Consider the following 13,494-nt stretch of genomic DNA (forward strand, 5'->3'; position numbering starts at 1 on the left):
CATCGGACCCGGGTCACGATGACAGGCATGAGCCTGCCTTCGTATGCCTCCGGGACCTCCGACATGCCGTTGCTGGGCGAGACGATCGGCGCCAACCTCAGCCGGACCGTCGCCCGGTACGGCGATCGCGAGGCGCTCGTGGAGGTCCAGACCGGCCGACGCTGGACGTACACCGAGCTGGGCGCCGAGGTCGACCGGGTGGCGAAAGGCCTGCTGGCACGAGGGATCGCGAAGGGCGACCGGGTCGGCATCTGGGCTCCGAACTGCGCCGAGTGGACCATCACGCAATACGCGACCGCCACGATGGGCGCGATCCTGGTGAACCTCAATCCGGCGTACCGGACCCACGAACTGGCCTATGCGCTCAACCAGTCCGGCGTGCGGCTGCTGATCTCCGCCACCGAGTTCAAGACCAGCAACTACCGAGCCATGGTCGACGAGGTGCGCCCGAACTGCCCAGCGCTCGAAGAGACCGTCTACATCGGCACAGGTGACTGGGACAGCCTGCGCGACGCAGCCGACCGGGTGACCGACGAAGAGCTGCAGCAGCGCACCGAAGAGCTCTCCTTCGACGACCCGATCAACATCCAGTACACGAGCGGCACCACAGGCTTCCCGAAGGGCGCGACGCTCAGCCACCACAACATCCTCAACAACGGCTTCTTCGTCACCGAGACGATCGCCTTCACCGCAGAGGACCGGCTGTGTATCCCCGTGCCCTTCTACCACTGCTTCGGCATGGTGATGGCCAACCTGGGCTGTACGACGCACGGTGCGTGCATGGTGATCCCCGGTCCGGCGTTCGACCCGGCTACCACTCTCCAGGCGGTCCAGGACGAGCGCTGCACCGGTCTGTACGGCGTACCGACGATGTTCATCGCCGAACTGGGACTACCGAACTTCAGCGACTATGACCTGTCCACACTGCGCACTGGGGTGATGGCCGGCTCACCGTGCCCGGTCGAGGTGATGAAGCGCTGTGTTGCCGACATGCACATGGCCGAGGTCGCCATCTGCTACGGCATGACCGAAACGTCGCCCGTGTCCACGCAGACCCGGCGTGACGACGACCTGGACCGCCGTACGTCGACTGTCGGTCGGGTGATGCCACATGTCGAGGTGAAGCTCGTGGACCCGGCCACTGGTCTGGTGGTCGAGCGCGGTGAGCCCGGCGAGCTGTGCACCCGCGGGTACTCCGTGATGCTCGGCTACTGGGACGAGCCGGAGAAGACCGCTGAGGCGATCGACCAGGCCCGCTGGATGCACACCGGCGACCTGGCAACGATGCGCGAGGACGGCTACGTCAACATCGTCGGCCGGATCAAGGACCTGGTCATCCGCGGCGGCGAGAACGTGTACCCCCGTGAGGTCGAGGAGTTCCTCTACACGCACCCCGCCATCGCCGACGTCCAGGTGATCGGCGTACCCGACGAGAAGTACGGCGAGGAGCTCTGCGCCTGGATCAAGCTCAAGGACGGCGCCGAGCCACTCGACGCCGACGCCGTCCGCGAGTTCGCCACCGGCAAGCTGGCCCGCTTCAAGATCCCCAAGTACGTGCTGCTCGTCGACGACTTCCCGATGACCGTCACCGGCAAGATCCGCAAGGTCGAGATGCGCGAGAAGTCGCTCGGCCTGCTCGGACTGTCGTAACGAGCGCACCAAGACCGAAGGCCCACAGGGTGCTGAACGACGCGAAGGCGAAGAAGGCGCGGGGTGTTCGTACGGAAGTTTTAAGACTGGCTGAAGGCTGGTTCGCAGGCTGAGGGCATGCGAACAATCCTCAAGATCGGTGCGGTGGCCACGTCCCTGCTGGCCATCGGCACGGTTGCGTCGGCGGCGGCTGAACCTGAGCCGACCGTCTCTGCCTGCGTCGGCAAGCTCACTGGGCTGGTCCGGGTGATCGACCCGGCCAAGAAGCAGACCTGTACGTCGCTGGAGCGGCCCATGAGCTGGAACCAGCGCGGCGTCCCCGGCCCGGCCGGTGCAGTCGGTCCCGCCGGACCAGCGGGTGCACAAGGTCCGCAGGGGCCGGCGGGTGCCGACAACACGTTGTGGGGCAAGGTGCAGACGCGCGACGGTGGCGGGGTCGATGTGTACAAGGTGACCGTGGCCAGCCAGCGGCATGTCACCGGTGCCCTCATCCGGAACGACCACCACTACCGGGTCACCTTCGACCGGCCGGTCGACCAGTGCGCGGCGCAGGTCACTGCGGTGAACAATGCCTATGGTGCGGTGGACAGCTTCGGTCTTCCGACGAATGAGCTCGATGTGGCGTTCTTCATCCAGGGCTGGGATCCGGCGGTCGCCGCCGACTTCTCCATCACGGTCAACTGCTGAGCTACCGGACGGCGGCGAGGGCAGCGGAGTCCTCGTCGCCGAACACGTCTTCCAGCTTCTCGGGGGAGTAGTCCAGGTCGATGCCGGCTACGTCCGCGCCGACGGCGGACTCGATGGCGCCCAGACGCCGGGTGGCCCGGTCGCCGGCGTACGTCATCAGTGCGGTCGGGTTGATCTCCGGTGGGAGCTCGGGGGAGTTGTCGAGCGCCCACTGGATCTGGACGAGCGCGTGCGGTAGCAGCTCCTCCATGGTGTCGGTGACGACCTTCCAGTTCGACTCGTCGCCGGCTACGTGCCTGCGGCAAGTAAAAGTGCCCCACGCCATGTGGCGGCGCTCGTCGTCACCGATGCGGCGGATGAGCTCCTGCATGCCGGGCAGAATGCCGCGCGACGTACAGAGCAGGTTCCACGCGTGGTAGCCGGTCAGTGCGAGCGTTCCTTCGACCACATGGTTGTAGGTGACCGAGGCGCGCACCTGGTTGGCTGGTGACGGGTCGTCGGCCAGTGACTTGAGTGCCACGGGCAGGGCCTCGTAGAAGATCGCCCGGTAGCCCGGATTGGTCTCGACGTACCGGTGGAGGTCTTCTGTGACACCTACTGCGTCCAGCCAGAGCCGGAAGACCGCAGTGTGCTTGGCCTCCTCGAAACAGAACTGCGTCAGGTACATCTCGTCACCGAAGCGGCCCTCTGCTGCCATGGCTTGCAGGAACGGCTGCAGGTCCTCGGTGACCGCCTCCTCACCAGCGATGAACTGTGAGCACAGCATGAGCGCGTTGTCCTTGTCGTTCTCGCTCATGCCCTGCCAGTCCTTCGCGTCCTGGCTGAAGTCGATGTCGCGGGGATTCCAGAACTTGCGGTTGCCCTTGTCGAACAGTCGTAGCGGCAGTGCGTCCCAGTTGAAGCCACCGGACTTCAACGAGCTGAAACCCTGTCGGTGCAACGGATTGGTCATCACTGCCTCCTTGACTGCGCCAGGAAAGGACTGAGGACGCGAGCCAGCTGCGCAGCCACAGTGTCCGGTGGGGGACCCGGCGTGACGATGTGGCTGATGACAACGCGCAAGGCGATGTCGACGCAGCTGGTCGCGTCCTCTGGTGGCACCTCGGGCCAGTGCTCACGGACGTGGGCATCCAGCGCCTGGTGGCTCACCTCCAGCAGCTGCTGCCCCCGTGTGGTCAGCAGCTGGCTGGCCTGGTCCGATCCCGGCTGTCCCAGCATCGCCTTCACCAGCGGGTTCTCCCCGGCCAGTGTGAGCGCCCGGGCGACCGCGGCCTGCAAGCCGCCGATCGGATCGGGCTGTTCGGCGAGTGCCGCGTTCACGTCCAGCAGGAACCGTTCCGTCTCGCGATTGGTGACTGCCTGCAGCAGCCCCCACTTGTCGCTGAACTCGTTGTAGACGGTCTGCCGGGACACTCCGGTACGCCGAGCCACCTCGGCCATCCGGAGTCCGTCGTACCCGCCGGCGACGATCGCCTCGTACGCAGCATCGAGCAGCTCGTCGTGCAGCCGTCGCTTGGTCCGGTCCGCGAACGAGTCCATGCCCCCGATGGTTTACAAAAACATCGAGAGTGTCAAGAGATCGAACAAAGACTCTTCAGCTGTCAAGTGAGGAGAAGTGCGTCGCATCGCCCGTCCGCGGCGTGCTGCGGACACCGTCGACACTCACCGGTACGTCGCCCGCCAGCGTGATGCGGTGCAACCGGCGCACCTGGTCGTCGTAGTCGGCGACGCCGTAGTGCTGGGTCGCGCGGTTGTCCCAGATCGCCAGGTCACCCGGCTGCCACTGCCAGCGGACCGTGTTGTCCAAATTCGTGATCCGGTTCTGCAGCAGCTGGAACAGCGCTGACGTCTCCGTGCTGCTCAGGCCGACAAAACGCCGTACAAAATGTCCGAGGACCAGCGAGCGCTCACCGGTCTCCGGGTGTACGCGGACCACCGGGTGCTCGGTCTCGAACAGCTTGGACTCGAACTCCTTGTGGTGTTCCTGGAACTTCACGTCGACGCCGCCGATCCGGCCCTCGTCCGCATGCCCGGCGTAGTCGTACACGTTGCTGTGCACTGCCCACAGCCGATCGACCAGTGCCTTCAAGGACTCCGGAAGAGCCGCGTACGCCGAGACTGTGTTCGCCCAGGTGGTGTTGCCGCCGTACGCCGGGAGTGTCACCGCACGCAGCAGGCTGATCGCGGGGATGCGGTCGACGAACGTGACGTCGGTGTGCCAGCTGTTCGCCTTGCTGTAGTCGGAGTCGATCGGCAGCACGTTGGCCGCGCCGTCGAGGCTCTTCGAGGTCGGGTGCGCGAGCGTCGGCGTACCGAGCAGGCGCGCGAAGGCGAGCTGGCCGGCGTCGTCCAGTTCGTCCTGCTCGCGGAAGAAGATCACCTTGTGGTCGAGCAGGGCCTGCCGGATCGCGGCCACGGTCTCCGCGGCCAGGTCCCCGCCGAGCCGGACGTTGCCGATCACGGCGCCGATCGCGCCACCGACCTTGCTGACGGTGATCGCGGGGGCTTCGAGCTGAGCGGTCATGAGTGCCTCCAGTGGGTTGACCCCCATAATCCAACTGGTTCAGTAGACTTTGAGGCCGTTTCGGGATGCGAGATCGCCTTGTCGGCGGCAGGACGTAGGGTTGGGGACGTGTCAACCGCCGAGATCCAGCCCGCTCCCGCGACCTTCGACGTCCCGGAGCTCGTGGTCGGGTTCGACCTGGACATGACGCTGATCGACTCGCGGCCGGGGATCCAGCTGGTCTGGGACCTGCTCGCCGCGGAGACCGGCGTCCCCATCGACTCCGAGCTGGTGGTGAGCCGGCTCGGGCCGCCGCTGACCTGGGAGATGTCGAACTGGTTCCCCCCGGAGCAGATCGACGCGATGGTCACGCGGTACCGCGAGCACTACCCCGATCACGCGATCACCGGGAGCCTGCCGCTGCCCGGCGTGACCGAGTCGCTGGCCGCCATCCGGGCGCTGCGCGGGCGGACGATGGTCGTGTCGGCCAAGCACACGCCGTCCGTGCGGCTGCACCTCGAGCACCTCGGGCTGGACGTCGACGAGCCGGTCGGTGACCTGCACGGAGCCGAGAAGGGTGCGGCGCTCCGTGAGCATCACGCGGGTATCTACGTCGGTGACCACACGGCCGATATCGACGGAGCGCATGCTGCCGGTGCGGTCGCCGTGTCGGTCGCGACCGGGCCGTTCACGGCTGACGAACTTCGCGCGTACGGCGCGGACGTCGTACTGAATGATCTGACCGAGTTCCCGGCCTGGCTCGAGGCGTATGTGCTCGAGCAGCGGCTGGAAGCGTTGATGAAGCGGTTGTCGAGCTACGACAAGCTCGTCGTCGCGTTCAGCGGTGGTGCCGACTCGGCGTTCCTGCTGGCGGCCGCGGCCCGGGCGATCGGCCCGGCGAACGTGGTGGCCGCGACGGCGATCTCGCCGAGCCTCCCGGACGCGGAGCTGGAGCCGGCTGCGCGGTTCGCCGACGGGCTCGGCGTTCGGCACGTCACGCCGCACACGCATGAGATGGACCGCGAGGGCTACCAGGCCAACGCGGGGGACCGCTGCTACTTCTGCAAGGCCGAGCTGGTCGAGACGCTGCAGCCGATCGCCGACGAGTTCGGGATCACCGCCATCGCGACCGGGACGAACGCCGACGACGCGATCGCCGGCTTCCGGCCGGGGATCCGGGCCGCGCACGAGCGCGGCGCGATCACCCCGTTGAAGGATGCACGGCTGACAAAGGCGCAGATCCGCGAGGCCTCGCGGAGTTGGGGGCTGGCGACGTCGGACAAGCCGGCCGCGGCCTGCCTGTCCAGCCGGATCGCGTACGGGATCCGGATCACGCCGAACCTGCTGGCCCGGGTTGACCGAGCCGAGGAGGCAGTGCGGTCGCGACTGTCGTCGTACGGGGTGCAGAACGTGCGCGTCCGGGATCTGGGGGAGGCGGCGAGTATCGAGATCGACCACGAGCTGATCGCTCAGGTCGACCACCAGGAGCTGGTCGACGCGGTGATCGCCGAGGGGTTCACGGCGGCCCGGGTGGACGCGCGCGGATTCCGGTCCGGGTCGATGAACGAGCGGCTGAAGGATCCCGACAAGTACCGGTAATTTTCCACGGGCGCTGAGCGCCCCGTTCACGTACCCTGGGTAGCCGATCGGGCCGCCCGCTCGCTTCGGTTTTCCGACGATTGACTCTGAAGAGGTTCCCGTGCCCGTAGGCAAGGTCAAGTGGTACGACTCCGAGAAGGGGTTCGGCTTCCTCAGCAAGGAGGAGGGCGGCGACGTGTACGTGCGCGCCGAGGCCCTGCCGGCCGGAGTGACCAACCTCAAGCCGGGCCAGAAGGTCGAGTTCGGTGTCGTCGAGGGCCGCAAGGGTGAGCAGGCGCTGCAGGTCCGGCTGATCGACCCGCCGCCGTCGGTGGCGAAGGCGATGCGGCCGAAGCCGGAGGAGATGCAGCTCGTCATCGAGGACCTGATCAAGCTCCTCGACAACCTCGGCGAGAACTACCGCCGCGGCCGGCAGCCCGACGGCAAGGCCGCCCGCCAGGTCGCGACGGTACTGCGCGGCGTCGCCGACAAACTCGACGTCTGAGTCACTTCTTGTCGATGCGGGCCTGGATGCCGTCGAGCACGGTCTCCAGGCCGCCGTCGGCGAACCCGTCGGTGCCGAAGTCGGCGCCCATCTCGTCCGGCCGTCGCATCGTGGCGGCGATCACCGGGAACCGCTCGTCGGTCGCCAGGAACTGCAGCCGCTCGCCGTACCGCCGGTCGGCCGCCGCGGCCTCCTCGGGCGACTTGGTGAACTGGTAGAGCGTGAGCTGGACGGCGCCCCGGATGTAGATGTTCACCAGCAGCATCGCCGACAGCTTCTCGTCCGCCGTGAGCGGTGTGTCGTGGAACGCCTGCAGCGCCGACTCCATCCAGCTGAGCTGGTTGGGTGACAGCGGCGGCTCGTTGATCGGCACCTGCAGGATCCAGGGGTGCCGACGCAGCCCGTCGCGGAACGCCTCGGCCCACACCGTCATCCGGCTGCGCCAGTCGGACCCGGTCAGCGGCGGTGCCTCGCCGAACGCGTACTCGATCATCACGGTGTAGAGGTCGTCCTTGGAATCGACGTACCGGTAGAGCGACATCGTCGTGAAGCCGAGCGCGGACGCCAACTTGCTCATCGAGACCGCCGCCAGTCCGCCGCTGTCGGCCAACTCGACCGCGGCCGCGCCGATGTCGCTCAGCTGGAAGGTCGGCTTCGGCCCCGGCCGCGCCGGCCCCTCGACGCCCCAGAGCTGCTCCAGCACCCGCGGTAGCTCCATCTGTGCACCCTCTCCCGATTCGACTGTTTACATCATAGACAGATCTCGCTATGGTCTGCGTATGGCGCACACAGTGTGCGTCATATACAGATCCTCTGGAGGGGTTATGCGTACGACGGAACGGGCGGGGCGGAAGGAGTGGATCGCGCTCGGAGTACTCGCGCTGCCGCTGTTGCTGGTCTCGATGGACGTGTCGGTCCTGTACTTCGCGGTTCCGTACATCTCGGGGGATCTCGGGGTGACCGCGACCGAGCAGCTGTGGATCTTCGACATCTACGGATTCGTGCTGGCCGGGCTGCTGATCACGATGGGGTCGCTCGGCGACCGGATCGGGCGGCGCCGGCTGCTGATCTTCGGTGCGGTCGCGTTCGGGCTCGCCTCGGTCGCGGCGGCGTACGCGCAGAACCCGGAGCAGCTGATCGCGGCACGGGCGGTGCTGGGGATCGGTGGCGCGACCTTGATGCCGTCGACGCTGGCGCTGATCCGCAACATGTTCCACGACGCCGGCCAGCGGCAGAAGGCGATCGCCTTCTGGAGTGCGGTGATGATGGGCGGGATCTCGCTCGGGCCGGTCTTCGGCGGGTTCCTCCTGGAGCACTTCTGGTGGGGTTCGGTCTTCCTCGCGAACACCCCGGCGATGCTTCTGCTGCTGGTTCTCGCGCCGGTGCTGCTGCCGGAGTTCAAGGCGCCGACCGGTGGACGGTTCGACCTTCTCGGCTCGGTGCTGTCGTTGGCCGCCGTACTGCCGATCATCTGGGGAATCAAGGAGCTGGCCGCCCACGGGTTCGCTTCGCTGCCGGTGGTCGCGATCGTGGCCGGGCTGATCTTCGGGGTGCTGTTCGTGCAGCGGCAGCGGACCGCGGCGTACCCGATGATCGAGCTGGCGATGTTCCGCAACCGGGCCTTCAGCGGCTCGCTGGCGGCGAACACGATCGGCACGCTGGCCCTGGTCGGCAACGCGGTCTTCATGACCCAGTACCTGCAGCTGGTGCAGGGGTTGTCGCCGCTGCACGCAGCACTCTGGTCGCTCGCCCCGTCCGTGGTCGTCGGCGGTGCGGCTCCGCTCGCGACCGCACTGGCCAAGCGGTTCGACCGTGCGTACGTGACGGGTGGTGCCTTCGTGCTGGGAGCCGGCGGCTTCGTCGTACTGACTCAGGTCCGGGTGGAGTCCTCGCTCGCAGTGATTCTGATCGGCGCCGGCCTGCTGGCCGCCGGCCTGGTGATGGTGATGTCCCTGGTCACCGAGGCCATCGTCGGCTCAGTGTCCCCGGAGCGCGCCGGCTCGGCGTCTGCGGTGATGGAGACCTGCAGTGAGTTCGGCGGCGCGCTCGGCATCGCAGTACTCGGCTCCATCGGTACGGCGGCCTACCGGGCCGACCTGCCTGCCAACGCCATCGCGCCTCTCCGCGAAGGCCTCCCCGCAGCCACGGCCGCTGCCTCACACCTCCCGACCGCCGCAGCCGACGCCCTGCTGGCCGCCGCCCGCCAGGCCTTCACCCACTCCCTCAACACCATCTCGGTGGTGGGCGCTGTCCTACTGCTGGCAACCGCGGTCGTCACCACCCTCACCCTCCGCCGTACCGCCCAGCCGACGGCTGCTCCGGAGCTCGCCACCGCCGACCAATGATCGGGTTCGGTACGGCGGTCAGCGGCGTGGGGGATCGTGGGGCCGACGGTGGTTCTCCACCGTCGGCTCCTGGGACCAGGGAGCCTGGTCCTCGAGGGTGTCGTCGGCGTCGTCGTCGGGCTGACCGCTCCACCACTGGCCGACCGGCGGCTTGCCGTCAGTCGGTACTTCGATGGTCGGCTCGTTGAGCGGTTCGTCGGGGTGATCGGTGCGATGGGCGCGTTGCTCGGCGATGCTCGTGGTGAGGATCGTCCGCGTCGTACCGGACGGCTTGTCCGAGGCCGGCGCCGGCTTCTTGGGTTGCGGTCCGCGGGGGCGCGGCCCGCCCGGCTTGCGGCCGCCGACGCCGGGAACACCGGACGGTTTCATCCGCAGCACGAGGAAGACGGCGACCAGCAGGACCGCGGCCAGGAACCCGAAGCCGAGGCGGGGGATGAGCGGCAGCACGATGCCGCAGCCGCCACCGATCACCCACGAGAGTTGCAGGACGGTCTCCGAGCGCGCGAAGACCGACGTACGGACGGATTCGGGGACGTCGCGCTGGATCATCGCGTCCAGCGACAGCTTGCCCAGCGAGCTGCACGAGCCCGCGATCAGGCCGAGCGCGATCAGCAACGGGAACCCGTAGAAGACCGCCACCAGGACGGCGATCGTGGCGTCGGCGAGCAGCACGACCAGGACGACGGCCTCGGGTTTACGGGCCTTGAGCAACGATCCGGCCAGGGTGCCGAGGCTGTTCCCGATCCCGGCCGCGGCGACCACCGCACCGGCGGCGACCGTCCCGTTGATCCCGGCCAGTGGCTGGTCGCGGAGCAGGAAGGCCAGGTACATGGTCAGGAACCCGGAGACGAACCGCAGTCCGAGGTTGCACCTGATCCCCCGGGCGACCGCTTCGGTGATCGCCTTGCGCCGCATCTCGCGCCCCGCCGTACCGGTGACTTCTTCGCCGGCCGGTGAGTCGACCGCGGCCGGCAGCCGGATCGCCAGGATCAGGCCGACCAGGTACACGACGGCGGCCCAGCGCAGCGACCACTGCGGCCCGATCGCCGCGAACGCCCCCGCGATGCCGGCGCCGATCGTCGCACCGGCGACACCGGCCAGCGAGATCCGCGAGTTGGCGGTGACGAGGGTGATCTCTTTCGGAAGCAGCCTCGGTACGGCGGACGCCCGGGTCACGCCGTATGCCTTGGACGCGACCAGACAGCCGAGGGCCGCTGGGTACAGCCAGACCGAACTGCTGTCGGTAATCGACCCGGCCAGTCCCCACACCAGGAACCCGCGGGCGCCGAGCGTCGCGCCGATCGCCCATCGCCGGCCGTGCCGGAACCGGTCCAGAATCGGGCCGATCAGCGGAGCCATCAATGCGAACGGTGCCATCGTCAGGAGGAGGAACAGTGCGACTCGGTCCCGTGCCTGGTCGCTTGGCACGGTGAAGAAGACTGTCCCGGCGAGCGATACGGCGAACGCTGTGTCACCGGCTGCGTTCACTGCGCCAAGCTCGATCAGTCGCTGCAGGCCTGACTCGCGGGCGCCCTGCGCTCCGGTCAGGCCGCTGATGCGTCGGCCGGTCCAGCGGCCGAGAGTGCCGCCGACGTTCGCTGTCTTCTTGGAGGCTGCCGCGACTCCGTTGGCCCCTACCTTCGAGGCCCGGCCGAACTTGCGCCCCGCCGTACCGAGTCGTTCCCGGGCTGCGCCGACCCGCTCACCGGCCGACTTCTTGGCGCCGGCTGCGCCCGTCGTACTGCCTCGTGGAGGCGCCGAACGGCCGTCGCGGGCGGCACCGGGCGGCGGTGTGCCGGAGGGTGTCGGCCGGGGATCGGCGGGGTCTGGCGTCTGCATACCTCCATCCTGCCTCCTGTGGGGGACAGACTGCAGTCACGGCGCGTTCGTGAGAGCGCTCCGGGCATGCGAGAATGGGCGACCGTGACTGCCCTCAGAACTCCGGAACCTGTGCGCGCCAAGGCCGACGCGGTCTGTGTCGCGGCGGTCGACCCTGCCCGTGAGGCCGCGATCGACGAGGCCGGCGCCGCGCAGATCGGCGAGTACCTCGGTCACCTGGTCGAGGGTGAGCGCCTCGTCACGCACTACTTCGCCTCCGCGCACCCGGGCTACCGGGGCTGGCGCTGGGCGGTCACGCTGACCCGCGCCTCCCGCGCGAAGACGGTCACCGTCAACGAGGTCGTCATGCTTCCGGGCGACGAGGCGATCGTCGCGCCGGTGTGGGTGCCGTGGTCCGAGCGCGTCCAGCCCGGCGACCTGCGCCCCGGCGACCTGTTCCCGACGCCGGCCGACGACCCGCGCCTGGAGCCCGGCTTCACCGAGACCGGTGCCCCCGAGGACGTCCTCGAGGTCGTCGAGGAGCTCGGCCTCGGCCGCGAGCGCGTCCTGTCGGTCTTCGGTCGCGACGACGCCGCCGAGCGCTGGTCCGCCGGCGACTTCGGCCCGGCCTCCCCGATCGCCCAGGCCGTCCCCTACAAGTGCAACGGCTGCGGCTACTGGATCCGCCTCGGCGACAGCCTCGGCCGCTCCTTCGGTGTCTGCGCCAACGAGATGGCCCCCGGTGAAGGCCGCGTCGTCGCCTTCGACTACGGCTGCGGAGCCCACTCCGACGCCATCATCGACCTCGCCGAACCCCCGGTCGCCGACCACGCCTTCGACACCACCGGCTACGACTCCCTGGAGCTGGCCACCGACGACGAGGCCGCCGAAGCCGACGCCGTCCACACCGAGGTCGAAGCCGCCGCCGAACCCACCTCCGACGACGAAGTAGAAGCCACCGAAGCCTGACCCAGGCCCGCCCCGGTCAGCCCTACTACGTGTTCTTGCCGACGGGGTCGGTAGGGTGCGGGGATGGGTGAGTTGCGGGAGGCGGGGGACTTTCCGTACCGGTCGGAGTTGCTGGCGAGCCTGAGTGCGTTGATCCTCTTGTGGGAGTCGCCCGGTCTGCAGCGGGAGATCCTGACCGCGAGCGGTGAGCCGATCGACCAGCCGGCCCATCAGGCGCTGCGCCACCTCTTGGCCGCGCAGCCGATGCGGGCCGGTGAGCTGGCCCAGGCGATGGGGACCGGCGCGTCGAACATCAGCAAGATCGTCAAGCGCCTGGAGAGCGGCGGACTGGTCGCCCGCGAGACCGATCCGGACGACACCCGCTCGACCCGGATCTCGTTGACGGCCGAGGGCACGGAGGCCGCGCGGCACATCTACGACCTCGGCGACGACATGATCGCGCAGGTGCTGGCCCGGTGGTCGACCCGCGACATCGCCCGCTACACCGAGCTCACCAAACGCTTCACCACCGACGCGGTCGCGGCCGCCGAGGACATGCGCCGCGACGGCCTCAACCGCCGTACCGACTAGAAGTCCGCACCTCGCGACAGCGATTCACCCGACCGGATATCCGCCAGGTTCGCCTCAAGCGTCCCGACCGCCGCGTCGAACCCGCCGCTGCCCAGGACGAGCCGATGCGGTGGCGACTCCAGCTCAAGCGCAGCCAGTACGGCGGCAACTCCGCGCACCGGATCACCCGGCTGGTTGCCGTCCTGGTCGATCATCGCCTTCCGTACCGCCTCCAGTTGCGGCAGGTACGCGTCGACCGTCTCCCGCAACGGCTCATCGGCAAACCCCGCGTAGGCCCGGGTCCGGAACGCGCCCGGCTCAACCGCCAGCACCTTGATCCCGAACGCGGCCACCTCCTCCCGCAGCACCTCGGTCACTCCCTCGAGCGCGAACTTCGCTGCCGAGTAGTACCCGAACCCGTTGATCCCGCGCAGCCCCGCGACCGACGACATGTTCACGATCCACCCGTCGCCGCGCGCCCGCATTCCCGGCAGCACCGCCCGCGTGACCGTCAGCACCGCGAAGAAGTTCAGCTCCAACGACCGCCGTACGTCCTCCTCGGGCATCCCCTCGATCGACCCGTACCACCCACGCCCCGCGTTGTTCACCAGGACGTCGATCCCCCCGAACCGCTCCTCGGCCGCCGCCACCGCGGACCGCACCTGCTCCGCGTCCGTCACGTCCACCTCAAGGACCAACACATCAGCCCCGTACGGCGCCGCCCACTCGGCGAGTTCCTTCGGCCGTCGCGAGGTGATCGCCACCCGCTCACCCCGAGCCAGTACGGCGTCCGCGAACGTCAACCCGAACCCACCCGGCGTCCCGCCGGTGATCAACCACGTTTTAGTGTCCATGGCGACACCATAAGCTGTCCCCACCGACAGTATTTG

The 13,494-nt window shown here is 68.5% G+C and carries 13 protein-coding genes; 7 read left to right on the plus strand and 6 right to left on the minus strand.

The annotated features are described in order from the left end of the window. Positions 1-27: 27 nt before the first annotated feature. Together ACIA49_RS11105 and ACIA49_RS11110 are read left to right on the plus strand one after the other, a co-directional pair. Positions 28-1,650, plus strand: coding sequence for an AMP-binding protein (locus ACIA49_RS11105; RefSeq protein WP_396376954.1), 1,623 nt, complete (start codon positions 28-30; stop codon positions 1,648-1,650). Positions 1,651-1,767: 117 nt separating this feature from the next. Beyond that, entirely contained in the window at positions 1,768-2,337 is a 570-nt protein-coding gene (locus ACIA49_RS11110; protein ID WP_396376955.1) for a collagen-like protein, read from the plus strand. A 1-nt stretch (position 2,338) separates the two neighbouring features. Here the strand turns inward: ACIA49_RS11110 and ACIA49_RS11115 are convergent, their stop codons facing one another. Genes ACIA49_RS11115 through ACIA49_RS11125 form a run of 3 tightly spaced genes read right to left on the minus strand, consistent with a single transcriptional unit; the run spans position 2,339 to position 4,861 of the window. Then, positions 2,339-3,289 (minus strand): R2-like ligand-binding oxidase, encoded by a 951-nt coding sequence (locus ACIA49_RS11115; RefSeq protein ID WP_396376956.1) that lies wholly within the window; start codon positions 3,287-3,289, stop codon positions 2,339-2,341. Beyond that, complete coding sequence (locus ACIA49_RS11120) at positions 3,289-3,876, minus strand: TetR/AcrR family transcriptional regulator (protein WP_396376957.1); 588 nt, start codon at positions 3,874-3,876, stop codon at positions 3,289-3,291. The genes ACIA49_RS11115 and ACIA49_RS11120 overlap by 1 nt, the downstream gene beginning before the upstream one ends. Positions 3,877-3,931: 55 nt before the next feature. After that, the gene (locus ACIA49_RS11125; protein ID WP_396376958.1) at positions 3,932-4,861 is read right to left on the minus strand and encodes a TauD/TfdA dioxygenase family protein; all 930 of its coding nucleotides are present in this window, start codon (positions 4,859-4,861) and stop codon (positions 3,932-3,934) included. A gap of 108 nt (positions 4,862-4,969) precedes the next feature. Here ACIA49_RS11125 and larE point away from each other — a divergent pair, with 108 nt between their 5' ends. Both larE and ACIA49_RS11135 read left to right on the plus strand, forming a co-directional pair. Continuing rightward, positions 4,970-6,439 (plus strand): ATP-dependent sacrificial sulfur transferase LarE, encoded by a 1,470-nt coding sequence (gene larE, locus ACIA49_RS11130; protein WP_396376959.1) that lies wholly within the window; start codon positions 4,970-4,972, stop codon positions 6,437-6,439. Between the two features lie 100 nt (positions 6,440-6,539). Beyond that, a complete protein-coding gene (locus tag ACIA49_RS11135) occupies positions 6,540-6,923 on the plus strand; it encodes a cold-shock protein (RefSeq protein ID WP_344144973.1) in 384 nt (127 codons plus the stop codon). A gap of 1 nt (position 6,924) precedes the next feature. On the opposite strand, the gene ACIA49_RS11140 is transcribed toward ACIA49_RS11135, so the two are convergent. Then, the gene (locus tag ACIA49_RS11140; protein ID WP_396376960.1) at positions 6,925-7,641 is read right to left on the minus strand and encodes a TetR/AcrR family transcriptional regulator; all 717 of its coding nucleotides are present in this window, start codon (positions 7,639-7,641) and stop codon (positions 6,925-6,927) included. Positions 7,642-7,747: 106 nt separating this feature from the next. Between ACIA49_RS11140 and ACIA49_RS11145 the strand changes: the two genes are divergently transcribed. Continuing rightward, positions 7,748-9,268 (plus strand): MFS transporter, encoded by a 1,521-nt coding sequence (locus tag ACIA49_RS11145; protein WP_396376961.1) that lies wholly within the window; start codon positions 7,748-7,750, stop codon positions 9,266-9,268. Between the two features lie 18 nt (positions 9,269-9,286). On the opposite strand, the gene ACIA49_RS11150 is transcribed toward ACIA49_RS11145, so the two are convergent. Continuing rightward, complete coding sequence (locus ACIA49_RS11150) at positions 9,287-11,107, minus strand: MFS transporter (RefSeq protein ID WP_396376962.1); 1,821 nt, start codon at positions 11,105-11,107, stop codon at positions 9,287-9,289. A 66-nt stretch (positions 11,108-11,173) separates the two neighbouring features. Here ACIA49_RS11150 and ACIA49_RS11155 point away from each other — a divergent pair, with 66 nt between their 5' ends. Together ACIA49_RS11155 and ACIA49_RS11160 are read left to right on the plus strand one after the other, a co-directional pair. After that, positions 11,174-12,055 (plus strand): DUF3027 domain-containing protein, encoded by an 882-nt coding sequence (locus tag ACIA49_RS11155; RefSeq protein ID WP_396376963.1) that lies wholly within the window; start codon positions 11,174-11,176, stop codon positions 12,053-12,055. Positions 12,056-12,118: 63 nt separating this feature from the next. After that, positions 12,119-12,625 carry a MarR family winged helix-turn-helix transcriptional regulator gene (locus ACIA49_RS11160; protein WP_396376964.1) on the plus strand — a complete coding sequence of 169 codons (507 nt, stop codon included), beginning with the start codon at positions 12,119-12,121 and terminating at the stop codon, positions 12,623-12,625. Here the strand turns inward: ACIA49_RS11160 and ACIA49_RS11165 are convergent. Further along, entirely contained in the window at positions 12,622-13,458 is an 837-nt protein-coding gene (locus tag ACIA49_RS11165) for an SDR family NAD(P)-dependent oxidoreductase (RefSeq protein WP_396376965.1), read from the minus strand. The two genes, ACIA49_RS11160 and ACIA49_RS11165, sit on opposite strands and share 4 nt — an antisense overlap. Positions 13,459-13,494: the final 36 nt, after the last annotated feature.

The organism is Kribbella sp. NPDC051587, from assembly GCF_044453945.1.
GTDB lineage: Bacteria > Actinomycetota > Actinomycetes > Propionibacteriales > Kribbellaceae > Kribbella.

Coding starts and splice junctions, on each gene's coding strand:
- ACIA49_RS11105 (WP_396376954.1), top strand. CDS start 28: ATGAGCCTGCCTTCGTATGCCTCCGGGACCTCCGACATGCCGTTGCTG.
- ACIA49_RS11110 (WP_396376955.1), top strand. CDS start 1,768: ATGCGAACAATCCTCAAGATCGGTGCGGTGGCCACGTCCCTGCTGGCC.
- ACIA49_RS11115 (WP_396376956.1), bottom strand. CDS start 3,289: ATGACCAATCCGTTGCACCGACAGGGTTTCAGCTCGTTGAAGTCCGGT.
- ACIA49_RS11120 (WP_396376957.1), bottom strand. CDS start 3,876: ATGGACTCGTTCGCGGACCGGACCAAGCGACGGCTGCACGACGAGCTG.
- ACIA49_RS11125 (WP_396376958.1), bottom strand. CDS start 4,861: ATGACCGCTCAGCTCGAAGCCCCCGCGATCACCGTCAGCAAGGTCGGT.
- ACIA49_RS11140 (WP_396376960.1), bottom strand. CDS start 7,641: ATGGAGCTACCGCGGGTGCTGGAGCAGCTCTGGGGCGTCGAGGGGCCG.
- ACIA49_RS11145 (WP_396376961.1), top strand. CDS start 7,748: ATGCGTACGACGGAACGGGCGGGGCGGAAGGAGTGGATCGCGCTCGGA.
- ACIA49_RS11150 (WP_396376962.1), bottom strand. CDS start 11,107: ATGCAGACGCCAGACCCCGCCGATCCCCGGCCGACACCCTCCGGCACA.
- ACIA49_RS11155 (WP_396376963.1), top strand. CDS start 11,174: ATGCGAGAATGGGCGACCGTGACTGCCCTCAGAACTCCGGAACCTGTG.
- ACIA49_RS11160 (WP_396376964.1), top strand. CDS start 12,119: ATGGGTGAGTTGCGGGAGGCGGGGGACTTTCCGTACCGGTCGGAGTTG.
- ACIA49_RS11165 (WP_396376965.1), bottom strand. CDS start 13,458: ATGGACACTAAAACGTGGTTGATCACCGGCGGGACGCCGGGTGGGTTC.